Annotated in this window: 26 protein-coding genes; 11 read left to right on the forward strand and 15 right to left on the reverse strand. The window is 68.7% G+C overall.

All coding sequences use genetic code 11. The annotated features are described in order from the left end of the window. Positions 1 to 49: 49 nt before the first annotated feature. Together HYG95_RS12330 and HYG95_RS12335 are read left to right on the forward strand one after the other, a co-directional pair. On the forward strand, positions 50 to 1297 hold the full coding sequence (locus HYG95_RS12330; RefSeq protein WP_181698106.1) for a CdaR family transcriptional regulator: 1248 nt from the start codon (positions 50 to 52) through the stop codon (positions 1295 to 1297). 189 nt (positions 1298 to 1486) lie between these two features. After that, complete coding sequence (locus HYG95_RS12335) at positions 1487 to 1714, forward strand: hypothetical protein (RefSeq protein WP_181698107.1); 228 nt, start codon at positions 1487 to 1489, stop codon at positions 1712 to 1714. 48 nt (positions 1715 to 1762) lie between these two features. Here HYG95_RS12335 and HYG95_RS12340 read toward each other — a convergent pair whose 3' ends face one another. From HYG95_RS12340 to HYG95_RS12385, 10 genes are all read right to left on the reverse strand, one after another. Then, on the reverse strand, positions 1763 to 2041 hold the full coding sequence (locus HYG95_RS12340; protein ID WP_181698108.1) for a hypothetical protein: 279 nt from the start codon (positions 2039 to 2041) through the stop codon (positions 1763 to 1765). Between the two features lie 109 nt (positions 2042 to 2150). Beyond that, positions 2151 to 3215: a hemolysin family protein gene (locus HYG95_RS12345; protein WP_181698109.1), complete on the reverse strand. Its 1065-nt coding sequence runs from the start codon at positions 3213 to 3215 to the stop codon at positions 2151 to 2153. Further along, positions 3208 to 4563 (reverse strand): hemolysin family protein, encoded by a 1356-nt coding sequence (locus tag HYG95_RS12350; RefSeq protein WP_181698110.1) that lies wholly within the window; start codon positions 4561 to 4563, stop codon positions 3208 to 3210. The genes HYG95_RS12345 and HYG95_RS12350 overlap by 8 nt, the downstream gene beginning before the upstream one ends. Before the next feature lie 262 nt (positions 4564 to 4825). Continuing rightward, positions 4826 to 6262 (reverse strand): GuaB1 family IMP dehydrogenase-related protein, encoded by a 1437-nt coding sequence (locus tag HYG95_RS12355; RefSeq protein WP_181698111.1) that lies wholly within the window; start codon positions 6260 to 6262, stop codon positions 4826 to 4828. A 127-nt stretch (positions 6263 to 6389) separates the two neighbouring features. Beyond that, the gene (locus HYG95_RS12360; protein ID WP_220139353.1) at positions 6390 to 7868 is read right to left on the reverse strand and encodes a DEAD/DEAH box helicase; all 1479 of its coding nucleotides are present in this window, start codon (positions 7866 to 7868) and stop codon (positions 6390 to 6392) included. 242 nt (positions 7869 to 8110) lie between these two features. After that, positions 8111 to 9049: a M56 family metallopeptidase gene (locus HYG95_RS12365; protein WP_181698112.1), complete on the reverse strand. Its 939-nt coding sequence runs from the start codon at positions 9047 to 9049 to the stop codon at positions 8111 to 8113. A gap of 64 nt (positions 9050 to 9113) precedes the next feature. After that, on the reverse strand, positions 9114 to 9503 hold the full coding sequence (locus tag HYG95_RS12370) for a BlaI/MecI/CopY family transcriptional regulator (RefSeq protein ID WP_279537543.1): 390 nt from the start codon (positions 9501 to 9503) through the stop codon (positions 9114 to 9116). A 63-nt stretch (positions 9504 to 9566) separates the two neighbouring features. Further along, positions 9567 to 10391 carry an ABC transporter ATP-binding protein gene (locus HYG95_RS12375; protein ID WP_181698113.1) on the reverse strand — a complete coding sequence of 275 codons (825 nt, stop codon included), beginning with the start codon at positions 10389 to 10391 and terminating at the stop codon, positions 9567 to 9569. Beyond that, positions 10388 to 11401, reverse strand: coding sequence for an iron chelate uptake ABC transporter family permease subunit (locus HYG95_RS12380; protein WP_225280852.1), 1014 nt, complete (start codon positions 11399 to 11401; stop codon positions 10388 to 10390). Before HYG95_RS12380 ends, HYG95_RS12375 begins: the two co-directional genes overlap by 4 nt. A gap of 86 nt (positions 11402 to 11487) precedes the next feature. Next, on the reverse strand, positions 11488 to 12534 hold the full coding sequence (locus tag HYG95_RS12385) for an iron ABC transporter permease (protein WP_181698115.1): 1047 nt from the start codon (positions 12532 to 12534) through the stop codon (positions 11488 to 11490). Between the two features lie 111 nt (positions 12535 to 12645). On the opposite strand from HYG95_RS12385, the gene HYG95_RS12390 reads away from it, so the two are divergent. Beyond that, on the forward strand, positions 12646 to 13353 hold the full coding sequence (locus HYG95_RS12390; protein ID WP_181698116.1) for a hypothetical protein: 708 nt from the start codon (positions 12646 to 12648) through the stop codon (positions 13351 to 13353). A gap of 45 nt (positions 13354 to 13398) precedes the next feature. Further along, on the forward strand, positions 13399 to 14886 hold the full coding sequence (locus HYG95_RS12395; protein ID WP_255495255.1) for an APC family permease: 1488 nt from the start codon (positions 13399 to 13401) through the stop codon (positions 14884 to 14886). On the opposite strand, the gene HYG95_RS12400 is transcribed toward HYG95_RS12395, so the two are convergent. The 3 genes from HYG95_RS12400 to HYG95_RS12410 all read right to left on the reverse strand — a co-directional run bounded on the left by HYG95_RS12400 (position 14883) and on the right by HYG95_RS12410 (position 19399). Beyond that, positions 14883 to 16262 carry a wax ester/triacylglycerol synthase domain-containing protein gene (locus HYG95_RS12400; RefSeq protein WP_370465768.1) on the reverse strand — a complete coding sequence of 460 codons (1380 nt, stop codon included), beginning with the start codon at positions 16260 to 16262 and terminating at the stop codon, positions 14883 to 14885. The two genes, HYG95_RS12395 and HYG95_RS12400, sit on opposite strands and share 4 nt — an antisense overlap. Continuing rightward, positions 16259 to 17296, reverse strand: coding sequence for an alpha/beta hydrolase family protein (locus tag HYG95_RS12405; protein ID WP_181698118.1), 1038 nt, complete (start codon positions 17294 to 17296; stop codon positions 16259 to 16261). The genes HYG95_RS12400 and HYG95_RS12405 overlap by 4 nt, the downstream gene beginning before the upstream one ends. A 1449-nt stretch (positions 17297 to 18745) precedes the next feature. Further along, positions 18746 to 19399, reverse strand: coding sequence for a maleylpyruvate isomerase family mycothiol-dependent enzyme (locus HYG95_RS12410; protein ID WP_181698119.1), 654 nt, complete (start codon positions 19397 to 19399; stop codon positions 18746 to 18748). A gap of 66 nt (positions 19400 to 19465) precedes the next feature. Between HYG95_RS12410 and HYG95_RS12415 the strand changes: the two genes are divergently transcribed. Next, positions 19466 to 20368, forward strand: coding sequence for a MerR family transcriptional regulator (locus HYG95_RS12415; RefSeq protein WP_181698120.1), 903 nt, complete (start codon positions 19466 to 19468; stop codon positions 20366 to 20368). Between the two features lie 55 nt (positions 20369 to 20423). On the opposite strand, the gene HYG95_RS12420 is transcribed toward HYG95_RS12415, so the two are convergent. After that, complete coding sequence (locus HYG95_RS12420) at positions 20424 to 20936, reverse strand: L,D-transpeptidase (RefSeq protein WP_356984344.1); 513 nt, start codon at positions 20934 to 20936, stop codon at positions 20424 to 20426. A 395-nt stretch (positions 20937 to 21331) separates the two neighbouring features. Here HYG95_RS12420 and HYG95_RS12425 point away from each other — a divergent pair, with 395 nt between their 5' ends. Continuing rightward, positions 21332 to 21715 (forward strand): PaaI family thioesterase, encoded by a 384-nt coding sequence (locus HYG95_RS12425; protein WP_370465771.1) that lies wholly within the window; start codon positions 21332 to 21334, stop codon positions 21713 to 21715. A 2-nt stretch (positions 21716 to 21717) separates the two neighbouring features. Here the strand turns inward: HYG95_RS12425 and HYG95_RS12430 are convergent, their stop codons facing one another. Then, positions 21718 to 22224 carry a nuclear transport factor 2 family protein gene (locus HYG95_RS12430; RefSeq protein ID WP_181698122.1) on the reverse strand — a complete coding sequence of 169 codons (507 nt, stop codon included), beginning with the start codon at positions 22222 to 22224 and terminating at the stop codon, positions 21718 to 21720. 287 nt (positions 22225 to 22511) lie between these two features. On the opposite strand from HYG95_RS12430, the gene HYG95_RS12435 reads away from it, so the two are divergent. The 5 genes from HYG95_RS12435 (at position 22512) to HYG95_RS12455 (ending at position 25854) form a co-directional block, all read left to right on the forward strand. Beyond that, positions 22512 to 22814 (forward strand): urease subunit gamma, encoded by a 303-nt coding sequence (locus HYG95_RS12435; protein ID WP_181698123.1) that lies wholly within the window; start codon positions 22512 to 22514, stop codon positions 22812 to 22814. 4 nt (positions 22815 to 22818) lie between these two features. Next, a complete protein-coding gene (locus tag HYG95_RS12440) occupies positions 22819 to 23130 on the forward strand; it encodes an urease subunit beta (RefSeq protein ID WP_181698124.1) in 312 nt (103 codons plus the stop codon). Positions 23131 to 23181: 51 nt separating this feature from the next. Continuing rightward, the gene (locus HYG95_RS12445; RefSeq protein WP_181698125.1) at positions 23182 to 24903 is read left to right on the forward strand and encodes an urease subunit alpha; all 1722 of its coding nucleotides are present in this window, start codon (positions 23182 to 23184) and stop codon (positions 24901 to 24903) included. Positions 24904 to 25077: 174 nt separating this feature from the next. Further along, the gene (locus HYG95_RS12450; protein WP_181698126.1) at positions 25078 to 25410 is read left to right on the forward strand and encodes a hypothetical protein; all 333 of its coding nucleotides are present in this window, start codon (positions 25078 to 25080) and stop codon (positions 25408 to 25410) included. A 114-nt stretch (positions 25411 to 25524) separates the two neighbouring features. Continuing rightward, the gene (locus tag HYG95_RS12455) at positions 25525 to 25854 is read left to right on the forward strand and encodes a type VII secretion target (protein ID WP_181698127.1); all 330 of its coding nucleotides are present in this window, start codon (positions 25525 to 25527) and stop codon (positions 25852 to 25854) included. Position 25855 lies beyond the last annotated feature (1 nt).

The raw sequence follows: 25855 nt of genomic DNA on the forward strand, positions 1-25855 counted from the left end.
CGGGTAGTCCTCGGACCGGGTGACCGGCGGACCGGTAGCGTGCCGGTTCATGCTCGGTCGCGAATCCGATCCCGTCATCGTCGGCCTGGCCGCCATCATGCGGTCACGGCTCGACGAGTACGTCGCGGAGTTGGTCACCTTCACCAGGCAGCACATCGCCCTGTATCGAGACGAGACGGTGGTGTCGGACGAACTGCTGTCGCAGAGTTTGCGCCGGAATCTCACCCGCTCGCTCGACCAGCTCCAATACAACGTGCCGGTCGATCTGTCGGCCGCGCAACGGACCGGGCGGGAACGCGCCGCGATGGGGGTGCCGCTGCCGGAACTGTTGCGCGCCTACACCATCGGCTTCGCGTTCTTCTGGGAGCGGTTGCTGAGCTGCGCGCGCGAGCACGGCCCGAAGGCCGTCGAGGTGGCCACCGACACCGTGTCCGACCTGTGGATGCTCAACGACGAGTTCTCGACCGCGCTCACCGAGGCCTACCGCGAGGAGATGAACGCGCGTCTGGTCGCCGAGGATCGGCGGCGGTCCGCGCTGGTCGCGGCCCTGATCGACGGCTCGGCCGGCGACACCCAGACGGCGTGGGAGATCTCGCAGACCCTCGGGTTGCCCTTCGAAGGCACCTTCGTGGTGGTCGCCACGGAATCGGCACCCATCGCCGACAATGCGACGCTGCATCTCGAGGACGTGCTGCGCCGGCGCGGCACCTCCTCGGCTTGGCGTTCCCAACCCGACCGCGAGATCGGCATCATCTACCGCGGCCGCAGCCAATCACTGTCCGACATTCTCGAGATCGTCTCCGCCACCGCCACTTTCCGGGTCGGCGTGAGCCCGGAATTCGGCAGGCTCGACAAAACCCCGAGGGCGGCTCGATTCGCCCGCACGGCGCTGGAGGCGATGCCCGCCGGGACGGTCGGGGTGAACCAGATCGTCGACACCCCCATCAGCGACCTGGTGATCGGCAACGTGGACTCGGCCAGGCAGTTCGTCTGGCGGGTACTCGGCCCGATCCTGCGGCTGCCCGCGGAGGAACGCGACACCCACCTCGCCACGGCCCGGGCCTGGCTGGCCGCCGACGGTTCGGCCGTACGCGCCGCGGCCGCGCTGTACTGCCACGAGAACACTGTGCGCCACCGGATCCGCAAGCTCGAAGAACAACTCGGCTGCTCGCTGAGCAACCCGACCAGGCTGGCCGAACTCGTGGCCGCCCTGCAGGCCGTCGGCACCTTGCCCGACCTCGCGGGCTCGCCGACACCGACCGGGCAGGGTTGGCGGCAACCCGTCCAGCCTGTCTGATTTGCCCGTTGTTGTGGTGGCGACAACGACAGGCCCGAAACGGTGTCGGCGCCTACAGCCGTCTACCCGTCACCCCGCCCTAGACTCTGTGCGTCAGGTAATCCAGGGGACCCGCAGCGGCGAAAAGGGCATGGACACAACAGAATATGCCCTTCTGGCCCTGCGGTCAGGCGGAGAGGGGAACTCGATTTGTCATCGATTCTGGACCGGAGCTTTCGCCCCGAGCCGGTTGATATGCGCGGCGCGGCAAGACAATTCGTGATCGACCAGGTCGAATCGACCGGTGCGGCGACCAGGAACGATTTCGACATCGACCGCATTGTTTCCACCGCACACGATCAGATCGGTGATTGGGACATCCGCAGCATGTCCGGCACGGCCTTCTGGCGCATCGTTTCCTGCTGTATCCGGCCGTAGTCGTTCCTCGCCGAAGACACCTCGTGCCCAGCCTGTTCGGCACGCGGCTCAGCGGTCACCGAGGTCGGCACGCAGCAGCGCGACGAGCCCGAGAACGGCCATGATCACCAGCCATATCGCCGATCCGAGTCCCGCGAGGATCATCGTGCCCCACAGGATGATGAACGGCCCGTATTCGGCGACGCGGCCCCAATAGTCGCAGGGGCCGACATCGCCCGGGATGGCGGCGCATTCCGGGTGTGCGTCGCCGGCGAAGGCCAGGGCTGCGAGGACCGACAGCAGCACGGCCCCAGCCAAGATGAGGATCAGATGCCTGAGGGGGCGCATACTGCCCGACCCTAACGACTCGGGCGCGGGCCCGTGGTTCGAGCCGCATGGCCGGGGCCGGCTGCGCGGGGTGGCGGGAACCACCCCGCGCAGGTCGGGGCCCGCGAACTCACTCGGGTTTGCGATGGGTCCCGTCGCGCACGGTACCGACGAACTCCTCCACCAGGTCCTCGAGCGCGACGACGCCGACGGTGTTTCCGCGGGCATCCACCACCCGGCCCAGATGACTGCTGGTGCGGCGCAACCTGGCCAGCGCCTCGTAGAGCGCGGTGGTCGTGGTGACCGTCGGCAGGGGGCGGATGTCGGTGCGTGGGATCTTGGTGTCGGGGCCCGCGTTGTCGTCGGCGACCTCGTCGAGCACGTCCTTGATGTGCAGGTAGCCGACGAGCGAACCGTCCGCCGCGCGCACCGGGTACCGGGAGAACCCGGTCTCGGCCACGGCGGCTTCCACATCACCGAGCGTGGTCCCGTCGCCGCGCAACGGCACCGAACGCGCCTCGGCCAGCGGAACCATGACATCGCCCACGATCCGCTCGGAGGTGCCGAGGGCCTGGGTGAGCCTGCGGTGTTCCTCCTCGTCGAGCAGACCCTCCGAGCGCGACTCGCCGATCATCTCGGCCAGTTCCACCGTGGACACCGTCGCGTCGAGTTCGTCCTTGGGCTCGATGCGCAGCATCCGCAGGGTGAGGTTGGCCGCGTAGTTGTAGAGCGCGATGAGGGGACGCGCGATCCGCAGCCACATCAGATGGATCGGTACCAGCAGCAGCGCCGAGCGTTCCGGACCGGCCAGCGCGATGTTCTTCGGGACCATCTCGCCGAGCAGGATGTGCAGGATCACCACCAGCGTCAGCGCCAGCGCGAACCCGACGGGGTGCAGCAGTTGCTCGGGCAACCCGAGCAGTTCGAACGGGCGCTCGATCAGGTGCGCGATGGCCGGTTCGCCGACACGGCCGAGAAGGATCGAGCAGATGGTGATGCCGAGCTGGGCGGCGGCCAGCATCATCGACAGGTTCTCGCCTGCCTCGATCACCGTCGCGGCCTTCTTCTTCCCCTGTGCGACAAGGGCTTCCAGGCGATCACGACGGGCCGAGATGAGCGCGAACTCGGCCGCGACGAAGAAGGCGTTGCCCGCGAGCAGCACCGCGGTGAGGACGAGTCCGAACAGGTCACCCATGGTTGTGCTCCCGTGCCGCGAGGTTCGCGTCGTCGACGGGCACCAGGCGCACCCGGTCGATCCGCCGTCCGTCCATCCGTTCCACCCGGGCCACCCAGCCGCCCGCACCGCCACGCGATTCGGGCAGGACGACCTCGTCGCCGCCCATCGGGATGCGGCCCAACTGGGTGAGGACGAGTCCGCCGAGGGTTTCGTATTCGCCTTCGGGCGCGTCGTAGCCCGTCGCGCGGGACACCTCGTCGATGCGCAGCAGACCCGAGCAATCCCAGCCGTCGCTCACCCGACGCACATCGCGTTCCTCCTCGTCGTGCTCGTCGCGCACGTCGCCGAGGATCTCCTCGATCAGGTCCTCCATGGTGACCATGCCCGCGGTGCCGCCGTACTCGTCGACGACGAGCGCCACCTGCATGCCGTCGGCACGAACCCGTTCGAGCACCTCGTCGCCGTCGAGACTGGCGGGCACGATCGGTACCGCGACGGCGAGTTTCCCGAGCGGGATCTGCTTACGCAGGTGCGCCGGATGGGTGAAGGCGTGTTTGACGTGGACGACGCCGAGGGTGTTGTCGAGGTCGCCGTCGATCACCGGGAACCGGGAGTACCCGGTGCGTGCCGAGGCGGCGATGAGGTCGGCGATGGTGTCGTCGCGGTCGAGCGACTCCACCTTCACCCGGGGGGTCATCAGATCCTCGGCGCTGCGTTCACCGAACTCCAGCGAGCGGTCCATCAGCTGCGCGGTGCGCTGATCCATCGCGCCGCGCTGGGCCGAGGTGCGAACCAGCGATCCGAGTTCCTGCGGCGACCTGGCCGAACGCAGTTCCTCGGCCGGTTCGATGCCGAGCCTGCGGACCAGCCAGTTGGCGGCGTTGTTCAGGAATCGGATCAGCCATTTGAAGAACACGGAGAACCCGATCATCGGGCCCGCGGTGAGCCGGGCCGTCGCCATCGGCTTGGCGATGGCGATGTTCTTGGGTACCAGTTCGCCGTAGATCATCGACAGCGAGGTCGCCAGGATCAGCGCCAGCGCGAGCGCGACACCGGTCGCGGCGGTCTCGCTCAGGCCGATGCCGTCGAGCAGCGGCGCCAGCAGCCGTGCCAGCACGGGTTCGGCGATGAAGCCGGTGATCAGGGTGGTGATGGTGATGCCGAGCTGGGCGCCCGAGAGCTGGAACGACAGGGTGTTGTGCGCCTGTTTGACCAGTCGTGACCGGGTGTCACCGGAGCGCGCGGCCGATTCGACGGCGCTGCGTTCCAGGGCGGTGAGGGAGAACTCGGCGGCCACGAACAGGGCGGTACCGAGGGTCAATGCGGCGAAACCGAGCAGGCTGAGCACTGTCAGCACGGTGGACATCCTCAGCACCACCTATGCGGTGCCGGGGCGAGACCAGTGGATCGGACGGACGCTGCGGAAAGGAGGACGCCGGGTTTGTCACCCGGCTCCGTAGAGGAGCCCTCCTGTGTGGCGCCCTTGGACGCGGGTGACAACTGGATCCTTTCGAGGTGGGAAAACGAGCTGTGCCGAGATCGGCAACTCCATAGTAATCCGTCGCCTCGGTTGATGCGTCAGCGGCGCGGCCGACCGGCGCCCGCACGGCGTCCGGTCGGCCGGTCGGTCACCAGCCGCTGGGCAGCGGCCTGCCCTCGGCGAAACCGGCGGCGGACTGCACACCGAGCACCGCGCGTTCGTGGAACTCGGGCAGGGTACGGGCGCCCGCGTAGGTGCAGGAGCTGCGTACACCCGAGCAGATGTGGTCGATCAGGTCCTCCACGCCCGGCCGCTCGGGGTCCAGGCGCATCCGCGAACTGGAGATGCCTTCCTCGAACAGCGCCTTGCGGGCCCGGTCGAAACCGCTGTCGGCGGCGGTGCGGGCGGCGACGGCACGCTTGGACGCCATGCCGAAGCTTTCCTTGTAGGCGTTGCCGTCGCGGTCGACGCGCAGGTCGCCGGGGGACTCGTAGGTGCCGGCGAACCAGGAGCCGATCATCACGTTCGACGCGCCCGCGGCCAGTGCCAGGGCCACGTCGCGGGGGTGGCGGACACCACCGTCGGCCCACACGTGCACGCCGAGTTCCTGTGCGGCGGCGGCACATTCGGCCACCGCGGAGAACTGAGGACGGCCCACACCGGTCATCATCCGGGTGGTGCACATCGCACCGGGGCCGACGCCGACCTTGATGATGGTCGCGCCCGCCTCGGCAAGGTCGCGGGTGCCCTCGGCGGAGACCACATTGCCCGCGACCAGCGGCAGCCCGAGGCCGAGATCGGCGACGGTGCGCAGGGATTCGAGCATCTTGGTCTGGTGGCCGTGGGCGGTGTCGAGGACGAGGACGTCGGCGCCCGCGTCGGCCAGTGCCTTCGCCTTGGCGGCCACGTCACCGTTGATGCCGACGGCGGCGGCGACGCGCAGTTTGCCCTCGGCGTCGACGGCCGGGGTGTAGATGCCCGCGCGGATGGCGCCGGTGCGGGTCATCACGCCCGCAAGGGTGCCGTCGGGGTGGGTGAGCACGGCGAGCTGGGTGTGTGAACCGGCGAGCCGGTCGAAGATGTCGCGGGGCGAGGCGTCGACGGGGGCCTGCACGAAATCGGTCTGGGCGATCTCGCGCAAGCGCGCGAATCGGTCGACGTCGGCGCAGGCGGCCTCGGTGACCACACCGACGGGTTTGCCGTCCTCGACGACGACCACCGCGCCGTGCGCGCGCTTGTGCATCAGCGCCAGCGCGTCGGACACCGCCGCGTCGGGGTCGAGAGTGACCGGGGTGTCGGCGGTGAGCGAGCGGCTCTTGACGAACGCGATGGTCTCGGCGGCCGCCGGGATCGGGAGATCCTGCGGCAGGACGACCAGTCCGCCGCGCCGGGCGACGGTCTCGGCCATCCGCTTACCGGCCACCGCGGTCATGTTCGCGACGACGAGGGGGATGGTGGTACCCGAGCCGTCGACGCTGGCCAGGTCAACATCGAACCGGGATGCGACATCCGTGCGGTTCGGGACGAGGAACAGGTCGTCGTAGGTCAGGTCGTACGGCGGCGGTGGGCCAGGAAGAAATCGCACTGTGCCGATGATAGCCGTGTGAGCGGTCCGGCGGGCGGATGCGCGCAGGGTGCTCCTGGCATGCCGCCGGAAAAGGCGCGTGGCCGAACCGTAATCGGTTCGGCCACGCGGCGATTCATCTGTGCGATCAGTTTGCGGAACGGTTGCGGTTGCCCGCCGGAGCCGCCGGACGACCGGCGCGCCGCCGCGAATTCGTCGGCGTGTCGCCGCTCCGGGCGTGTCCGCCGGCGCCCGCGGGCTTGCGGGAACGCGACTCACCGGTCGGACGGTCCCGGCGCGGCGCGCCCGAACCCCGGCTGTGCCCGCCCTCGGAAGCTGTTGCGCCACTGGGCCTTGCGCGGCGCGGACGACCCGCACCGGTCGAGGTCCGCGTCGGCTGTGCCGGTGCGGCGGGGGTGGCGAGCGCGATGCCGCTCGGCTTGCGGGCGCCGGTGATGTCCACCAGCTTCCGGTCGCCGGGGCGGACATCGATACCGTCGGTCCGCACGCCCGCCTTGCGGGTCATCGCGGCCACGTCCTTGCGCTCCTCGTCGGTGACGAGGGTGACGACCACGCCGTCCTCGCCGGCCCGCGCGGTGCGACCGGCGCGGTGCAGGTAGGCCTTGTGCTCGGCGGGCGGGTCGAAGTGCACGACCAGCGACACACCGTCGATGTGGATGCCGCGCGCGGCCACGTCGGTGGTGACCAGCACCGGCACCGACCCGTCGGCGAAGGCCGCCAGCGTGCGCACGCGATTGTTCTGTGCCTTGCCGCCGTGCAGCGAGCCCGCGTCGACACCGGCGCCGCGCAGCTGCTTGGCCAGACGATCGGCGCCGTGCTTGGTGCGCACGAACATGATGGTCAGGCCGTCGCGGGCGGCGATCTCGGTGGCGACGGTCCGCTTGATGTTCTTGTCGCGCACGAAGAACAGGTGGTGGGTCATGGTGCTCACCGACGCCTCGGCGGGCGCGGTGGAGTGGGTCACCGGGTTGCTCAGGTAGCGCTTCACGAGCTTGTCCACGTCACCGTCGAGGGTGGCCGAGAACAGCAGGCGCTGACCCTGCTTCGGGGTGCGGTCGAGCAGGCGGGTGACCTGGGGCAGGAACCCCATGTCGGCCATGTGGTCGGCCTCGTCGAGGGCGGTGATCGCCACGTCGGACAAGTCGGCATTGCGCTGCTTGATGAGGTCGTCGAGGCGGCCGGGAGTGGCGATCAGCAGGTCGACACCGCGCGCGAGGCGGTCGGCCTGCCGCTTGATCGGTGCACCACCGACGACGGAGGCGACACGCAGACCGAGCGAGCGAGCGGCATCTTCGAGCGCCTTCTCGATCTGGGTGGCGAGCTCACGGGTCGGTACGAGCACCAGGCCACGCGGGCGGCCCGGCTTGGACGGCGGGCCCTCGGCCAGGCGGGTGAGGATCGGCAGGCCGAAGGCGAGGGTCTTGCCCGAGCCGGTGGGGCCGCGACCCAGCACGTCACGCCCGGCGAGCGCGTCACCGATGGTGGCGGCCTGGATGGGGAAGGGCTTGTCGATGCCCGCGTTGCGCAGGGCCTGCACCAGGGCCACGGGCAGGCCTAGTTCGGTGAAGGTCGGTTCGGTCGCGTCGGAGACAGCAGAGGTGGACAAAATGGCCTTTCGTTGGGCTGCGAATCGCGCTGGAAGATCACCGGCGCCGATTACCCGAAACACGCGAACGGCGTACGGGGTGCGGCCCAGCAGGAAGGACCGATCTCCCAGGATAGGCGTGATTGCGTTCGCGTGGGTAAACAACCTGGTCAGCGGTAACGGCGAGCGCCGGTTCGGCCAGGAGTGATCAGCAGGGTTCGGGGTGCGCGCGTCGCGTCCGGCTCAGGTGGGTGATCGCCAGGTCAGCCGTGGAACAGCCGACTCAGTTCCTGCAGCCACGGCACCGCGACGGCGAGGGTGGGAACCACCAGAATCGCCGCCGATCCGAGGTAGGCCGCGGTGGCGATTCTCACGTCGCCGTTGGTGCCCGCGAGGCGCTGGATGCGGATGAGGGTGCTCGGACCGCCCGCGGCGAGCGCGCCCTGCGGTGCGGTCGATTTCGCGCACGCCACCAGGGCGCGGGCGAGCGGTTTGGGGCCGGTGACCTTCACCGCGGAGTCGTCGGCGAGCAGTTCGATGAGCAGTTTCACCGAACCGAGCGCGGCCTTGCTGCGGACCACCCGGGGGAACGCCTCGTGGACGGCGGTGAACGCCTCGAGCACCAGGTCGTGGCGGGCCCGCAGATGCGAGCGCTCATGGCTCACGATCGCGGTGACCTCGGCGTCGTCGAGGCTGGTCAGGGTGCCTTCGCTGAGCACAACGCGCTGGCGGAGCCCGGGCAGGCAGTAGGCGATGGGTTCGGTGGCGGCGAGCACCCGGATGTCGGCGGCGCGGCGCACGGGACCGCTCTGATCGAGCAGATCGACCAGCATGCGGTGCCGGGACCGGCGGCGGCGGGTGTGCACGCCGACACGCACGATGGAGAACATCAGGCGCGCGCCGATCATCAGCGTCAGAGCGAACACGGTGACGTACACGAGCCACAGCGGCAGCCCGAGCGCGTCGATCTCCTTGGTGGGGGAGGTGGTCGGCCTACCGTCGGGGCCGGGAACGAGCAGCAGGCTGGCGATGGCCAGCCCGGAACCGAAGGCGCTGAGCACGGCGGCCAGCGCGATGGCCTGCCACAACACGACCGCCGCCCGCGGACTGCGGTGCGGCCAGGTAGCACGGCTGAGCAGCGCGGGAACTGGCCCTGCGAGTAGCAAGGCGAGACCTGCGAAGACTGCCGCGGTTGCGTTCATCGACTCTGCTCACTGCGTTGTGGGGCCAGGGGCGCTCACGTCGTTGTGAGAGCCGCCAGGGAGTCTAGCCGCTGTTTTCGTCGGATTCGAGCTTGGCCAGTGCCTCGCGCAGCGCATCGGCTTCGTCCTTGCCGACCTGTTCCACGAAGTGCACCAGCGCCGCGGCGCGGCTGCCCGCCGCGTCGGCCTGCTGCAACGCGTCGACCATCAGGCTCGCGACCAGTTCGTCACGGCTGTGTACCGGGGCGTACCGATGCGCGCGATCGTCGCGACGCTGCACAACCAAATCCTTTTTCGCCAGCCGCTGCAGCACGGTCATCACCGTGGTGTACGCGAGCTCGCGACGAGCCGCCAGTGCTTCGTGTACCTGCCGCACCGTGAGCGGTTCGTCGGCGGACCACAACTGGTCCATCACCGCTTTTTCGAGTTCGCCGAGACCTGCCATCCCTCCGATTTTACGGACTCAACGACAAAGATGCGTACTACAGATTGTCGTAACGGGGTGTTTGCTGGTGTGTCATTCGTCATACCCGGCCGCGCCGTGCACGTGGCGCGTGCCGATCGGCACGACCATCGGCCGCCCCGAGACCGGATCGGTGAGTACCTTCGCGTCGAGTCCGAACACCTCGGCGAGCAGTTCCGCGGTGATGATGTCGGCCGGTTTTCCCTGCGCGACGATGCGGCCCGACGCCATCACCACCAGTTCGTCGCTGTAGCGGATGGCGAGGTTGAGATCGTGCAGCACCATCACCACGGTGCGTCCGAATTCGGCGTGCAAGCGGTCGACCAGGTCGAGCACTTCCAGCGAGTGCGCGAGATCGAGATAGGTGGTCGGCTCGTCGAGCAGCAGGATGTCGGTGCCCTGGGCGAGTGCCATCGAGATCCAGGCGCGCTGCCGCTGCCCGCCGGACAACTCGTCGAGGGTGCGGTCGGCCAGGTCGGCGATGCCGGTCTGGGCCAGGGCGGCGGCGACCTCGGTCTCGTCGTCGGCCGACCACTGCCGCAGCCAGGACTGATGCGGGTGACGGCCGCGCGCGACGAGATCGGCGACGGTGAGCCCTTCCGGTGCGACGGGGGTCTGCGGCAACATGCCGATCACCCGCGCGACGTCCTTGGTCTTCATCGACGAGATGGCCTTGCCGTCGAGCACCACCTGGCCTTCGCGCGGACGAAGCAACCGGCCGAGCGACTTGAGCAGCGTCGACTTGCCGCACCCGTTCGGTCCGATCACCGTGGTGACCACGCCGGGGGCGATGTCGAGACTGAGCCCGTCGACGATCACCCGCTCGCCGTAGCCGAGGGAAACGGTGTCGGCGGCGAGGCGATGGGCGGGGCTGGTCATGAGAGCGTGGCCTTCCGGTTCATGCGGACGAGCAGGTAGAGCAGGAACGGCCCGCCGAGCGCGGCGGTGACGATACCGACCGGCAGGTCGACGGGCAGCAGCGCGCGCGAGATGATATCGGCGCCCGCCACCAGTGCGGCGCCGGTGAGCGCCGAGGCGATCAGCGGTTCGCCGGGCGTGCGGAACGCCATCCGGGCGATCTGCGGTGCGGCCAGCGCGACGAACCCGACGGGCCCGACGGCCGCGGTCGCCACCGAGGCGGCGACGACGGACGCACCGATCAGCAGCGCCTGCTGGGACTGGATGCGCACACCGAGCACCCGGGTCGATTCCTCGCCGAGGCGCAGCGCGGCCAGCGTGCGCGCCGAGACGAGCGCGACGACGGTGACCACGGTGAGCGCGATCGCGGCGGGCACGACACTGGACATGTCGGCCGCGTCGAGCGAGCCGTTGAGCCAGACCTGGGCACGGGCGGCGTCGGTGAGGCTGGCGCGGGTGAGCAGCCAGCTGATCGCCGACATGAGCACCGCGTTCACGCCGATACCGATGAGCACGAGGCGGAAACCGGTGACACCGCGTTCCCCGCCACCACCGCGACCCCACGCGAGCAGGTAGATGACCACGGCGGTGAGCAGACCACCCGCGAGCGCCGCCAGGGGAGCACCGACCGTCGCGACGAGACCCGTTGTCGCCCCGCCGCTTCCGACCAGCACGGCGACCGCGCCCACACTCGCGCCGGTGGTGATACCGAGCACGTCCGGCCCCGCCAGCGGGTTGTGCAGGATGGACTGCATCAGCGCGCCCGCAAGCCCGAGGGCGGCACCGACGACCACGGCGGTGAGCGCCCGGGGGAGTCGCGATTCGAGGACGATGAACCGCTGCGATCGGGACCCACCCCCGCCGAGGACATCGAGCACCCGGCTCAGCGGGACATAGGTGTCGCCGACGGCGATATCGACGCAGAACAGCACGAACACAGTCACGGCCAACGCGACGACGAAACCGAACATCACCGGGCGCAGCACCAGCGACAGCGGACCCACTCGCAAGGCCGGACGCACCTTGCGCAGATCGGCGGTCGTGTCGATGCCGGCGCTCACAGCGTCACCAGCTTCTTGCGGCGCACGAGGGCGATGAAGAACGGTGCGCCCAGCGCCGCCAGCATCACGCCGACCTGCAGTTCACCCGGCCGGGCGACGACGCGGCCGGTGATATCGGCCGCCAGCAGCAACAGTCCGCCCAGCAGTGCCGAGTAGGGGATCAGCCACCGGTTGTCGGGTCCGGTGACGATGCGAGCGATATGCGGGACCACCAGCCCGAGGAATGCGATCGGCCCGACCGCCGCGGTGGCCGCACCGCTGAGCAGCACCACCGCGGCCAGTCCGAACGCGCGCGCCCGGCCGATGTCGACACCGAGCCCGCGTGCCACATCGTCGCCGAGACCGAGCAGGTTCAAGGCGGGGGCGGCGGCCAGCGCCATGCCCAGTCCGATCACGAGGAACGGCAGGACCTGCCAGAACACGTCGGCCTCGCGGCCGTTGACCGTGCCGACCACCCAGAACCGGTAGGTGTCGAGCGCCGCGTTGTCGAGTACGACGACGGCGTTGGTCATCGCCTGCAGGAACGCGGTGACCGCCGCACCGGCGAGCACCAGGCTCAACGGACTGGCTTTGCCACCGCCGATCGAGGAGACGCCGAACACGATCAATCCCGCGATCGCCGATCCGGTGAAGGCGAACCAGATGTACTGACCCGGCGCGGTGAAGCCGAACAGATAGATGCTGAGCGCCGCCAGGAAGCCGGCGCCCGCATTCAGTCCTAACAATCCGGCATCAGCTAGCGGATTCCGGGTATACCCCTGGATGAGCGCGCCCGCGACCCCCAGCGCCATCCCGGCGATGAGGGCCAACGCGGTGCGCGGGAGACGCAGCTCACGCACGATTTCCTCGGCGGTGGAGCGGGCCGGGCATCGGAACGGGCCGCCGTCGCAGCCGAGAGCGTGTGTGACGGCGTCGAACACCGTGGACGGTGCGAGCGAGCGGGTGCCGATGGCGATGCTGGCCACCACCGCCACGGTGAGCAGTACAGCGAGCAGGGCAAGCCCGGTCAGACGACGGCGTCTGACGGTGCCAGGGTGGATCACGGCGACGAACTTCTCCTGCCTCGAAACCGGACACGACTTGTGAAGTCTGGTAAGCCTAACCTATGTTCCGAGACATCATCGTCACGGGAACCAACCGTTCGAGGAGGTTCGATGCCCGAGCCCGTCACCACCACCACGACCCGCACCACCCTCGCGTTCGATCGCGCCTGTGCGCGGTTGCAAGCCCTGCAACCGGAGCATCCGCGGGTCTATGCCGTGGCGGCGATGGCCGGACAGGGAAAACGGCGATGGTGGCATGTCCCGAACGGGTTGTCCGAGGGCCGCGTCGAACTGATGTACCGCAGGCACGCCGCGGAGATGATCAACGACGAGATCGCCGCCGAAGTGGTGGCGACCGCGCTCATCCACGCCGTCGTCGGCCGGGTCACCGCGCTGTTCGTGATGTCGGCGCAGGCCTGGGATCCGGGGCGCGACAACCTCTGGATCCACCACGACAACGACGGCGGTATCGATTGGGCGGGCTTGTCCGACACCACGATTCGCGTCGTCGACGGTGATCCGCAGGCCGCCGAACCCGGCACCGTCGCACTGCCCTGCGAGGCGGCGATGGCGGTGTGGCTGGTGCAGCGCAGCGCGTCGTCGCTGATCCCGCTGCAGTCGGTGCTCACCCGCTGCTCGGGCCTGCCCGCGCGCCGGTTCTGGCCGCTGGTCGGTGAATCCGTCGTGGGCGCGGCCACCTATGTGCCCGATCTGGCGCGCACCGATGCCGCCGCCGCGGCGCGTCGGGGCCAGTTGCTGCTCACCGCCTTCGAGGAGCGTGGTTTGCCCGTGCGGCGCAGCAGCGTGCTGCAGCGCTGAGCGCGTCGCGCGCTTCACCGGCGCGGTCGCGGGTATAGGTTCCGCATGACCGTTGTCCTGAAGCGGGCTGTCACCACGCCGCTGCTGTACTTCTTCATCCTCGGCGACATTCTGGGCGCCGGGGTGTACGTGCTGGTCGGTTCGGTGGCCCGGGAATCCGGTGGCGCCGTGTGGTTGCCGCTCGTCATCGCGCTGGTGCTGGCCACGCTCACCGCGGGTTCGTATGCGGAACTGGCGACGAAGTTTCCGAGGGCGGGTGGGTCGGCGCACTATGTCACCCGGGCGTTCGGGCCCGCGGCCGGGTCGTTCGTCGGTTTCTGCATGCTCGCCGCCGGTGTGGTGTCGGTGGGTGCGCTGGCCAGGGCGTTCGCGGGGGACTATCTGCAGGCGCTGGTCTCGGTGCCGGTGGTCGTGGTGGTCGTGGTGTTTCTCGTGCTGCTCGCGGCGCTGAATATTCGCGGCATCCGGGAGTCGTTGGGCGCCAACGTGGCAGCCACACTGGTCGAGGTCGGCGGGTTGCTGCTCATCATCGGACTCGGTCTGTGGGTGATGCTGCGTGGAGACGCCGACCTGAGCCGCCTCACCCAGGTCGGCACCGCCGAACAGGGTGCGGTCGGTGCGGTGCTGGCGGGCTCGGTGCTGGCGTTCTACTCGTTCGTCGGGTTCGAGACCTCGGTGAATCTGGCCGAGGAGGTGAAGGACCCACGCCGGTCCTACCCCACGGCGCTGTTCGGTGCGTTGCTCACCGCCGGGGTGGTGTACGCGCTGATCGGTGTGGTCGCCAGTGCCGCGGTGCCCACCGAGAAGCTGGCCGAGTCGAGCGGGCCGCTGCTGGAGGTGGTGCGGGTGGCCGGGGAGGTCCCCGACTGGTTGTTCAGTCTGATCGCGCTGGTCGCGGTCGCCAACGGGGCCCTGCTCACCGGCATCATGTCCTCGCGGTTGGCCTACGGCATGGCCCGCGACGGTCTGCTGCCGTCCGCGCTCGCCCGCATCCTGCCCGGCAGACGTACACCCTGGGTGGCGATCCTGGCGACTTCGGCGGTGTCGTTGCTGCTGGCACTGACCGGCGAAGTCGATTCGCTGGCAGCGACATTGGTGCTGTTGCTGCTGTTCGTCTTCGGTTCCGTCGACGCGGCGGTGCTGGTGTTGCGCCGCGAACCGGGCGAACCGGGACACTTCCGTATCCCGACCGTCGTGCCCCTGCTCGGCCTGGCGTCGTGCCTGTTCCTGTTCACCCGCATCGACGGTGAGGTGTGGGCGCGCGGGCTGATCCTCGTCGGTCTGGGCGCGGTGCTGGCCGTGGTGAACGCGATTCGTGCCCGCGGTGGTGTGGATGCGGAAAAACGGGTAGAGCCAGCCGAGGAGAGGAGGAAGTTCATGACCACACCACGCGACCGCGACGACGACACCGCCGAACCGAAAGGTGGACGGCCTGGCCCCCGTGACGAGGGCAAGGACGGTGGCATGGCCACCCGCGAAGTCGCCCCCGATGTCGCCGAGACCGACGAGGGTGCGCAGGAACCGCCGGACTAGCCTGCGGCACCCCGGGCGGCCACGGCGTCGCCGAGTCGCCGGAACGAGCTCAGCAGCAGGTCGCCGTAGTGGTCGGGGTCCGGCATCATCGCCGCGTTGGTGGTGACGGTGACGGCCAGCTCCGCGCCCTGTGAGGTGATGAGATGGCGCAGGCCGTCGCCGTCGTGGATCGGCAGCGCACCGAGCACGCGCACCAGGGGCCGTCCGCCGAACCGCAGGTCGTCGCGGACCGGCGGCACATTGCTGATCGTGGTGTTGCTCAACGGGATCGAGGTCGCCGCGTCGAACCGGCGCAGGGTGCGCGCCCAGCCCGCGGCTCGCAGCAGCAGCGCGGGCGCGGTCTCGACGCGCGACTCGGTGCGCAGCGTGGCCGGGTCGGCGGCGGTGGCTTTGGCCCGCTGCGCCGATTCCTCGATCGCGAGCAGACGCCGCACTGGGTCGTCGATGTCGGTGTGCAGATCGACGAACATCTGGGTGAGCTGGTTCACCGAATCCCACTGCGCCACACCGCGCATCGACATGAGCACCATGGCTGCGAGGGAAGCCTCGGGGGTCTCGCCGCGCTCGGCCAGATAAGCCGCGAGCGCGCCCGACACGGTGGTCAGCATCAGGTCGTTGACGGTGACCCGGATCGGGCACGCGGCCTGCACTGCACGGACCTCGGTCATCGGCAGGGTGACGACATGCATGGTCAGCGGTGCGTGGATATCGCGGTTGAAGCGGGTCACGGGTTGCTGGGTCACCGCGGTCCTGTCGCCGGGTACCCGGGTCCGGGCCATGCCGAGGGCGAATCGCGCGGGGGCGGTGAGCACAGTGGCGGCGGTGCGCACAGCCGCGCCGATCAGGTCGTCACCGCCGAGTTCGACCTCGGGGGCGGGCGCGTCGCCGAACAGTTTCGCCTCGAGTTCGCGGGTCGCGACCCCGTCGCAGACGCTGTGGTGGAGTTTGAGCACCACCACCGTCGCCGTCCCGATTCCCGGCACCTCACCTACCCGGTCCAGGACATGGATCTCCCACGGCGGCTTGACGAGATCCATTCTCGCCGAGGCGAGTTCGGCGATCCGGGTCTGGGCCGCAGGCCAGATACCCGGCGCGTCGAGGAAGACGTGATCGGCCATATTCGCCACCGGAGCGGGCACCCAGTACGGCAGGTCGAGATCGAAGGGGGTGCGGCGCAGGCGGCGGTGGAACAGGGGAGAGTGGCCGAGGCGAGCCCGCGCCCACTCGCGAACCTCGCGCGTTTGCAGGGGCGCGGTGCCGTCGTCGGCGAAGAAGTACACCGCGACGATGTGGGAGAGATGCCGGTCGGTCTCGTCGTAGACGAACACCGCATCGCGCGGCGCCAACCGCCCGGGGCGTACCCGCAGGGTGCTCACAGGCCGAGCGCCGTCGCCATCATCGGCCAGGAAGCGTGCAAGTCGTCTTCCCAATAACCCCATGAATGAGTTCCGGTCGCGCGCATATTGTAGGTGATATTCGTACGGCCGAGTTCGCGTGTCCGCTGGGCCATTTGCGCGGTGCAATACATGGTCGCCGCTTCGATTCCGCCACCGACGAGCATTTGATTCTGCAGAATGGACGCGGGGTTTTTTCCTTCGACATGTACCCGCGGATTCGCGAGGGTGTCGTGCACGCCCGGCAATCCACTTCCCGCGGCGATATAGATCGGGATATCGGGCAGCCGATGCGCTTGTACATACGGGTCGTGCTCGCGCCAGGCGGCATCGCCTGCCGGCCCCCACATGTTCTCCACCTTGCCGCCGCCGAGGCGGACCACGAGCGAGACGAACTCGCGGCCCACCGGATCGCTCGTCATCGCGCAGCCGCTGTAGGAGGCGACGCTCCGGTAGAGCCGCGGAGCCTGGATGGCCAGGTCGAGGACCGAACTGCCCGCCATCGAGATGCCCGCGAGCGAGTTCACGCCCGTGGTGTCGAAGGCCGCGTCGATCACCGGCGGCAACTCCTGGGTGAGGAAGGTGGTCCACTTGTTGACGCCGTTGTTCTTCAGGTTCTTCGCAAGTCCGGGGTCGGGCTGGTGCCAGTCGGTGTAGTAGCTGAACGCGCCTTCCATCGGCATCACGACATTGACGTGCTTACCGGCGAAGAACTCGGCCGCATTCGTCTGACCTGCCCAGTTGGCCGAATCCTCGCCGCCGCCCGCACCGTTGAGCAGGTACAGCGTCGGGGCGGGAGTCGCGGTGTCGGCGGGGCGGAGCACGCGCAGCGCGATGGTGCGATCCATCGACGGCGAATAGACGCTGATCTCGGCGGTCTGGCCGGTCTGACCGCGGCTCACCAGGTGGGCGCCGGGCGCGGCGGTCGCCTGCGGGCCGTCGGCGAGCACGGGAGCGGTGGCCAGGGCGGCGGCACAGGCCGCGGCGAGGAGGGTGCGGAATGCGAGTGTGTTCATCGGTGGTACGAGCCTGCTGACTTCTCGAAGAGCGACCGGGGGCCGGCCGATGGGCCGGCCCCCGTGACAGAGCTGAGGGCTACTTGCCGGGCGACGGCGTGCCGCCGCTGGCCGAGATGAGCGCCTGCACGAAGGGCAACGCCGCATTGCTGAGGCTGCCGGCGCCGGTCTCCAGCAGTTCGTAGAGGGATCCCATGTGTTTCTCCTGGTGGTGATGGGTGAATCAGGCTCGCGTCACGGGCGAGCCGGGTGACCGGACGGCCGGATTACGGGAAGAAGGCTTCCACCGAACCGAGGAAGACGGCCAGCAGACCATCGCCTTCGGCAGCCGAACCGAGTCCCGCGATGGCCGCGGTCAGAAGCTCACTCAACGAGCCCATGTATCTCTCCTTGCGTTGTGGCCACACCAGGCTTCGATGTGACGCCGGTAACGTAACCCGCCACCCAAGGTGTGGCAACCCGATGTTTCACTCCGCTCGAACTGTTCATATTTTTCTTCCGGGCGGAATCAACTTGCTGATTGCCGGAAGGGCTCGTCCGTACTAGGTGTGACCTGTGGTTACTGCCACTGTCTGGCACAGTTATCAGTCGGTTCGCGGGGAACAACGGTGTACGCGGAACGGGTGTCAAGGGGGCTTTTTTCCGCTCTGAACTGCAGCGGTGCGGAGCGTGTCGGAGTCGAGTCCGAATGCTCGGCTGATGCGCGGGGGCGCGATGGATGTTGGGTCCGCTCGGATCGGAACGCGCTGCGGGCTCGTCGGTGGGGTGTTGCCGGGTGGACGCGCAAGCCCCTTGTTTCGGGGCTATGCCTCGGGGAGATCTGTCGTGCTGCCGACGATGGGCCGTTGAGTCGTTATGTCGCTTCGCTATTGAAAGGTAACTCTTGCTCGGTCCCGTGAACGGGTCGGAGGGGCTCGTCGGCCCGCTCTCGACCCGTTCGCCTGGTCGCTACTTACCGGGCGACGGCGTGCCGCCGCTGGCCGAGATCAGCGCCTGCACGAACGGCAGTGCGCCGTCGCTGAGGCTGCCCGCCCCGGTCTGCAGCAATTCGTAGAGCGATCCCATGGTGTTCTCCTCGGTGAAATATCGGGTTGTTTACGGGAAGAAGGCTTCGACAGAGCCGAGGAACACGGCGAGCAAACCGTCCCCTTCGGCGGCGGAACCGAGTCCCGCAATTCCGGCCATCATCAATTCGGTGAGTGAACCCATATCAGTTCTCCTTGCGGCATTTTCGGATCTGCATCAGCGGCGGTCGCCCGTCGTGATGCCGGTAACGTAGCCGCCGGCCATTTCGCCTCACCCGATTTTTGGCGGATCCGGACAATTCGTCCCGAATTCTTTCCGACGGAAAGTATCTCGCCCGGTTGGCGAACGTCACTGCCGCTGATGCTGTGACCTGTGGCGACGCACAAGGCTTGTCACGCGTCGCCCGTCCGTCGGGGAGCCGCGTCAATCCCCCTGTCCGCCACCGGCGTCGGGCAGCACGACCCGTCCGCCGGTAGTCGGGCAATCGGCGCGGCCGGTGACGAGCATCAGCAATTCCGCAGCAGTGCCCGTGACCTCCGTCCCCGATCCTGCTGTCCACCCGGTGTCGGTCGCGCACAGCCGGTATCCGGCGAGCCGCTTGCGCGCGTGGAACGGCGCACCCATCGCCCACACCCGCTCCAGCGACCACTGCGCGGGCTCCGTGGGCGCGACCCGCTCGATCCCGAGCGGTACCGCGATGTCCTGTCCGTGTACGAGCAGGTCCATCAAGCGGTCGAGCGGCGTCGTACCGATCGGGGTCGTGCGTGACCCGATCGTTTCCCGCAGCTGTGCGAGCAGTTCCCCAGTGGTCGTCCGATCGGCATACCGAACGGCACTGTCACGGATGAGCCGGTCGATATTTCCGCGCGCCCGCACCAGCTCCACCAGGATCGTCCCGAGGGTGAACCGGGTCGCGAGTACCAGATGGGCAACCACGTCGCGAACTCGCCACCCTGCGCACAATGACGCTGCGTCCCACTCGGATTCGTCGAACCCGGTCAGAAGTTCGACCAGTGTGGTGCGCTCCTCGGCGACGCGCCGCCAGACCATGTCCGCGCTCGGTTGTTCGGTTGTCATCCTGTCTCCTTCGGTCGATGTCGTCGGTACCGTAGGAGCTCCACCGAGGTGGAGGTGCCAGCGGATGTGACCCACAACACACGCCTGACGATCGGCGAACTCGCCGACCGAACCGGCGTCGCAGTGCGCACCATCCGCTACTACTGCGACGAAGGGTTGCTCGCTGCCGAGCGCACCTCGACCGGGCATCGGACATTCGGGACGGATGCGATCGAGCGCCTCGGCCTGCTGCGACGCCTGCGTGCGCTGGGTATCGGCTTGGCCGCCATCGCCGAGGTCCTCGCGGGTACCCGCGCCCTGGCGGAGGTGATCGCCGCCGAACGTGAAGCTGTCGTCGGTGAACTCACCGCGTTGCGGCGACGCGAGGCGCTGCTGACCGCGGTGGTTGCCGGTGAGGTCGGGGTCGGGGTGAATCTGGTTGCCGCCGTTGCTGATCCGGCTGCCGCGCACGACGCGCTCGTCGGGTTCTGGCGGCATCAGCTGGCTCCGCTGCCCGCTCCCGTGCTGCACGACTTCATCGATATGAATGTGCCGGGCCCTCCGACCGATCCGGACCCGCGGTATCTGCTGACCTACGCCGAACTCGTGGCGGCCGTGCGTGATCCACGGCTGACCGCGGCGATGTTCGACACCGTCCGGCACGGCGCCGTTCCTGGTGTGCGTGACGAAAAGGACCTGCTGCTGTCCGTCGCACAGGCGTGTCTCTCGGTGGCCCCACTCGTCGCGATCGGCGAACAACCTCGGCCCGGCACCGAACTCGACCATTACGTTCACGCCCACGCCACCGCTCGCGCCGAGCGAGACACCCCGGAATTCCGTCGGCGATTGGCCCTCGGCGCCGCCGACCAGCGCGTGCGCCGCTACTGGCGTCTCACCACGGCCCTGACGGGCGAGTCGGTCACCTCCGGCGCCGCGCACTTGTGGCTCTTCGACGCGCTGACCGTCTCGGTCGCACAATCGGCGGGCTGAACCTGCCGGGGGACGAACGAGGGGAGGCCACGAGTGGCCTCCCCTCAGGGGACGATCAGGGAACCACTTCGACGATGTCGCCGGGTTCGAGCCATTCGTAGTGCGCCTTGGCGCCGTCGGGGGTCAGGCGGATGCAGCCGTGGGACTGCTCCTCGGTGGGTCCGATGTGGTAGGCGATGTCGCCGTTGAAGAAGATCGCGTATTCCATGGGGGCGTTGTGCAGGGTGCTCCAGTGGAACGGCTTCTTGAACGCCACCTTGAACGTGCCCGGCGGGGTTTCGTAGCCGGGGCGGCCGTGCGACATCGGGGTGGGACCGTAGGTCACCGTGCCGTTGTCCATCAGCCACGCGTTGTTGGTGGACAGCTGCAGGCACGCGCGGGCCTTCTCGCTGCACGGCGCTACCACCGGTTCCGGTTCGGGCGCGGGAACGATGGCGGGCACGCCGGGGATATCGGGCCCGCCGGGCCACAGTGGTTCGGCCTGCACGGGTGCGGCGAGCGCGGTGCCCGCCACCGCCGCACACATCGCCGCGCACGCGGCCCACCGGGGAATACGACTACTACTCACGAAATCTTGCCTCTCTCGCCGCGCCCACCCCTGGTCGTCGTACGCCCAGAACATGAGCTTTCACCATCGACACAAGCCTCGGAACATAGAGGTGTGAATGATCATGGAGTATTGCGATTGTGTTGAGCAAGCCCTGGATATGGCTACCGGCGCGTCGCATTCCGGCAGTCACTTGACCACTTAGGTAAGCCTGACCTATGCTCATCGTGGCGTATGGATGAGTCGGTGGTCCCGAGGGCTGCGGTCGACCCCCTCGTTCCTGCCGCGGCGGGCTCCGTTCTCGTAACGGGGTCCGCCGCTTCGTTTTCCCGGTGGCGACGCCGGATTTCTGATGGTGTAAACCGGACGGTATGAGCGAAAATCCCCTGTCGTGGGCCGATATCACGCCCGAGCTGATGACCAAGATGAGTGAAGGCACCTTCACCGACCTCATCGGCATGCGCTACACCGAGGTCTCCGCCGACCGTGTGCGCGGCGAATGGGAGGTGCGTCCTCAGTTGCATCAGCCCGCCGGCATCCAGAACGGCGGCGTGTACTGCACGGTGATCGAAACCCTCGCCAGCGTCGGCGGCAGTGTCTGGTTCGGTGAGCGCGGTCAGGTGGTCGGCGTCAACAACAACACCGACTTCCTGCGCGCGGTGCGCGAGGGCACCCTCACCGGCGAGGCCACCCCGATCCACCGCGGCCGCAGCCAGCAGTTGTGGGTCGTGGTGATCACCGACGCCGAGGGTCGCATGGTCGCTCGCGGACAGGTGCGCCTGCAGAATCTGGCGGCCTGACCTCAGTTCCCCGTGGAGTCGCCGGCTGCCGCCGGCGAGCCGGGTGTTCGGCCCGCGGCGACCTTTCCCGCCACATGGCGCACGTCGCGGTGCGCGATCAGCCATTCGCCCTCGTGCTGCTCGAACTCGTCGCGGACGAGGCCGATCACGGTCCAGTCCGCGGGCCTGCCCGCGTCCGGATTCGAAAACCAGTGCCAGACGGTGGCATACGCGGTGAGCAGAGGGCGATCGTCGGTCCATTCGATGGTGGCCTGCCCGATCACGTGGGCCACCGGGGCGCGCTGGGACTTCGGCACCCGGCTCATGTAGTCGGTGAACGAGTCGCGGCCGTGGAAGAGCACGGGCGGGCCGGGCATGATCCGGTACTCGATCAGTGCGTCGGGGGTGAAGCATTCGGAGAATCGTTCGCTCTCCTGGGTGTCGGCGATCCGGAAGAACTTGTAGAAGGTCTTGAAAATCGCGCGTTCGGCTTCGATGGTGACGAGCAGGGGGTCGCGTGATCCGGTCACATCGGGTCCTTGTGCGTGTCCAGGGCGGCTGGCGGTCAGGTCGCCGCGAAGTGGGTTGTCGCTGAGGTCGCCTATGGAGTCTAAGCCGAATTCGGGCCAAAAGTTGACTGACGGGTTCAATTCGATGGACCGACCCGACTAGGCGTTAGCGGTGCGGGGGCCGGTTCGTTAACTTCTCGTTAATCGAGCCGGGTTCGTCCCAGGTCACGGAGTCGGTGGGCGACCCGTGGGGGCACGCTCGTGCCAGAATGTCGCTCACCGACCACGACCCGCCGAGGAGAATCCCGATGCGTTTGTCGCCGCACGAGCAGGAACGGCTGCTGCTGAGTTACGCGGCCGAGCTGGCGCGGCGCAGGCAGGCCAGGGGGCTCAAGCTCAACCATCCCGAAGCGGTCGCGCTCATCACCGACCACGTGCTCGAGGGCGCGCGGGACGGGCGGACCGTCGCGGAACTGATGTCCTCGGGGCGTCAGGTGCTCACCAGGGACGACGTGATGACGGGCGTGCCCGAGATGATCCACGACGTTCAGGTCGAGGCGACCTTCCCGGACGGGACCAAACTCGTCACCGTGCACCACCCGATCGGATGAGACCATGATTCCCGGTGAGTACCTGTGTGCCGAGGGCACGATCGAACTGAACGCGGGCGCGGTGCGTGTGGAAGTGGACGTGGTCAATACCGGTGACCGTCCGGTGCAGGTGGGCAGTCACGTGCACTTCCCGCAGGCCAATGCGGCACTCGACTTCGACCGTGCCGCCGCGCGCGGCCACCGCCTCGACATCCCGGCAGGCACCGCTGTCCGCTTCGAACCGGGTCTGCCGCAACGGGTTTCGCTGGTACCGCTCGGTGGCTCCCGCGAGGTCTACGGGATCAACGCCGACGCACCGGGCCGTCTCGATGGCTGAGCGCAACCGAACACCGCACGCCGTTTCGCAGCAGCTTCCGGGAGAGAGCCGATGACCGAACTCAGCCGCGCCCGCTACGCCGAACTGTTCGGCCCGACCACCGGCGACCGGATCCGCCTGGCCGACACCGACCTGCTCATCGAGATCACCGAAGACCGTTGCGGCGGACCGGGTCTGGCGGGCGAGGAAGCGGTCTTCGGCGGCGGCAAGGTGCTGCGCGAGTCGATGGGGCAGTCGCGCGCCACCCGCGCCGACGGCGCACCCGACACCGTCATCACCGGAGTGGTGATCGTGGACCACTGGGGCATCATCAAGGCCGACGTCGGCATCCGCGACGGCCGCATCTGCGGCATCGGCAAGGCGGGCAACCCCGACACCATGTCGGGCGTGCACCCCGACCTCGTCGTCGGCCCGGCGACGGAGATCATCGCGGGCAACGGCCGCATCCTCACCGCGGGCGCCATCGACTGCCACGTGCACTTCATCTGCCCGCAGCTGATGGAGGAGGCCCTCGGCGGCGGCATCACCACCCTCATCGGCGGCGGCACCGGCCCGGCCGAGGGCTCCAAGGCCACCACCGTCACGCCCGGCTCCTGGCACCTGGCCCGGATGCTGGAATCGCTCGACCACTGGCCGATGAACATCGTGCTGCTCGGCAAGGGCAACACGGTGAGCCAGGAGTCCATGTGGGAGCAATTGCGCGGCGGCGCATCGGGTTTCAAGCTGCACGAGGACTGGGGTTCCACCCCGGCCGCCATCGACGCCTGCCTCACCGTGGCCGACGCGGCGGGCGTGCAGGTGGCGCTGCACTCCGACACCCTCAACGAGGCGGGCTTCGTCGAGGACACCCTCGCCGCCATCGCGGGCCGTGGCATCCACGCGTATCACACCGAAGGCGCGGGCGGCGGCCACGCACCCGACATCATCACGGTCGCTTCGCATCTCAACGTGCTGCCCAGCTCGACCAACCCCACCCGCCCGCACACCGTCAACACCCTCGACGAACACCTCGACATGCTGATGGTGTGCCACCACCTGAGCCCGTCGATCCCCGAGGACCTGGCCTTCGCCGAATCCCGCATCCGGCCCTCGACGATCGCCGCCGAAGACCTCCTGCACGACCTGGGCGCCATCTCCATGATCGGCTCGGATTCCCAGGCCATGGGGCGCATCGGTGAGGTGGTGCTGCGCACCTGGCAGACGGCGCACGTGATGAAACGCCGTCGCGGTGCGCTGCCGGGCGACGGCGCCGCCGACAATGCCCGCGTCCAGCGCTACATCGCGAAATACACCATCTGCCCGGCTGTTTCACACGGACTCGACGACGAGATCGGTTCGGTGGAAGTCGGCAAACTGGCCGATCTGGTGCTGTGGGATCCGGCGTTCTTCGGTGTCCGCCCGCACGCGGTCCTCAAGGGCGGCATGATCGCCTGGGCGGCGATGGGCGACGCCAACGCCTCCATCCCCACCCCCCAACCCGTGCTGCCGCGCCCGATGTTCGGTGCCGCCGCCCCCGCCGCGGCCGCCACCTCCCTGCACTTCGTCTCCGAACAAGCCATCGACGACCGTCTCGCCGACCGCCTCGACGTCCGCCGAAAACTGGTCCCCGTCAAAAACGTCCGCCGCGTCACCAAGGCCGACATGCCCCACAACGACGCCATGCCACGCATCGAAGTAGACCCCGACACCTTCACCGTCCGCGTCGACGGCGAGGTCTGGACCGAGGCCCCCGCCACCGAACTCCCCATGGCCCAGCGCTATTTCCTGTTCTGAGGGCTGGCCGCCGAGTGTCGGCGGCCTGGGGTAATCTCGGCGCGATCCGAGCGGGGCGGGTATCGGTCGCCTCGCGTCACGTGCCGGGACGAACCGGCGGGAGGGGGCCGTTGTCGTGGACGATCTGACCGATGCCGCCGACGATCTGGCGCGCTGGGCGCCGGCGTGCGTGGCATGGACCCCTCGGCCGTCGCCGCAGAACTGATGGCCTGCACCCAGCGTGCCCAGGCCCGGCTGCGCGACCGAGTCGCCGGGCTGGTGCACGACGTGGTCGGCACCGACGAGGCCGGGACCGCGATCGTCGGCCAGTACGCCGACCGGTTCCCCGATCCGATCGATTCGGAGCAGGCGCCCGTTGCCGCCACGCCGCCACCGCCGGTCACCGCGTGGCCGCCCGTCGAACACGAGGTGCGCGCCGCCCGCAAACCCGACCGCGACCGGGTCGTCGCGCCCGTGGAACCCGACGAGGAAGATCTCTTCTACCAGCGCAAATCCTGGCTGCAGTAGCGCGATCTCGGCTGCGGCGAATATTCGGGGGAACCGAACGGGGTGGTTCCGCGTCCAATCAGTTCGAGACAGGTGCGCGGACTCGATCGGGTTCGCTTTCAGGAGGGAGTCAGCGTGACCGACGTGGTGAATGTCGACCCGAATGCGATCAGAACGCACGCCGGATCGGTGGACGGCGTCGCGAGCGGGGTGGCCTCCGCCCTGGAGGCGGCGAGCTACCTGGCCCACGCCGACGACGGCTACGGCCTGCTGGTGAAGCCGTACGCGGTGATCACCCTCAACACGCTGCACGACGAGATCGTCGACGGACTCACCGAACTCGATGCCCTGGTGGCGGCGATGCCGGGCAAGTTGCGAACCGCCGCCGACACGTTCGAAATGTGTGACACCACCCGGGCCGGACAGCTGAAAGCCACCACCGCCGAGATCGAGGGGACCGTCTGAG

This window comes from Nocardia sp. GTS18 (assembly GCF_013839555.1).
GTDB lineage: Bacteria > Actinomycetota > Actinomycetes > Mycobacteriales > Mycobacteriaceae > Nocardia > Nocardia rosealba.

Bases quoted from the DNA above. Each gene is read 5' to 3' on its own strand.
- HYG95_RS12330 (WP_181698106.1), top strand. From the start codon at position 50: ATGCTCGGTCGCGAATCCGATCCCGTCATCGTCGGCCTGGCCGCCATC.
- HYG95_RS12340 (WP_181698108.1), bottom strand. From the start codon at position 2,041: ATGCGCCCCCTCAGGCATCTGATCCTCATCTTGGCTGGGGCCGTGCTG.
- HYG95_RS12345 (WP_181698109.1), bottom strand. From the start codon at position 3,215: ATGGGTGACCTGTTCGGACTCGTCCTCACCGCGGTGCTGCTCGCGGGC.
- HYG95_RS12350 (WP_181698110.1), bottom strand. From the start codon at position 4,563: ATGTCCACCGTGCTGACAGTGCTCAGCCTGCTCGGTTTCGCCGCATTG.
- HYG95_RS12365 (WP_181698112.1), bottom strand. From the start codon at position 9,049: ATGAACGCAACCGCGGCAGTCTTCGCAGGTCTCGCCTTGCTACTCGCA.
- HYG95_RS12375 (WP_181698113.1), bottom strand. From the start codon at position 10,391: ATGACCAGCCCCGCCCATCGCCTCGCCGCCGACACCGTTTCCCTCGGC.
- HYG95_RS12380 (WP_225280852.1), bottom strand. From the start codon at position 11,401: ATGTTCGGTTTCGTCGTCGCGTTGGCCGTGACTGTGTTCGTGCTGTTC.
- HYG95_RS12390 (WP_181698116.1), top strand. From the start codon at position 12,646: ATGCCCGAGCCCGTCACCACCACCACGACCCGCACCACCCTCGCGTTC.
- HYG95_RS12395 (WP_255495255.1), top strand. From the start codon at position 13,399: ATGACCGTTGTCCTGAAGCGGGCTGTCACCACGCCGCTGCTGTACTTC.
- HYG95_RS12405 (WP_181698118.1), bottom strand. From the start codon at position 17,296: ATGAACACACTCGCATTCCGCACCCTCCTCGCCGCGGCCTGTGCCGCC.
- HYG95_RS12410 (WP_181698119.1), bottom strand. From the start codon at position 19,399: ATGACAACCGAACAACCGAGCGCGGACATGGTCTGGCGGCGCGTCGCC.
- HYG95_RS12425 (WP_370465771.1), top strand. From the start codon at position 21,332: ATGACCAAGATGAGTGAAGGCACCTTCACCGACCTCATCGGCATGCGC.
- HYG95_RS12435 (WP_181698123.1), top strand. From the start codon at position 22,512: ATGCGTTTGTCGCCGCACGAGCAGGAACGGCTGCTGCTGAGTTACGCG.
- HYG95_RS12440 (WP_181698124.1), top strand. From the start codon at position 22,819: ATGATTCCCGGTGAGTACCTGTGTGCCGAGGGCACGATCGAACTGAAC.
- HYG95_RS12445 (WP_181698125.1), top strand. From the start codon at position 23,182: ATGACCGAACTCAGCCGCGCCCGCTACGCCGAACTGTTCGGCCCGACC.
- HYG95_RS12450 (WP_181698126.1), top strand. From the start codon at position 25,078: ATGGACCCCTCGGCCGTCGCCGCAGAACTGATGGCCTGCACCCAGCGT.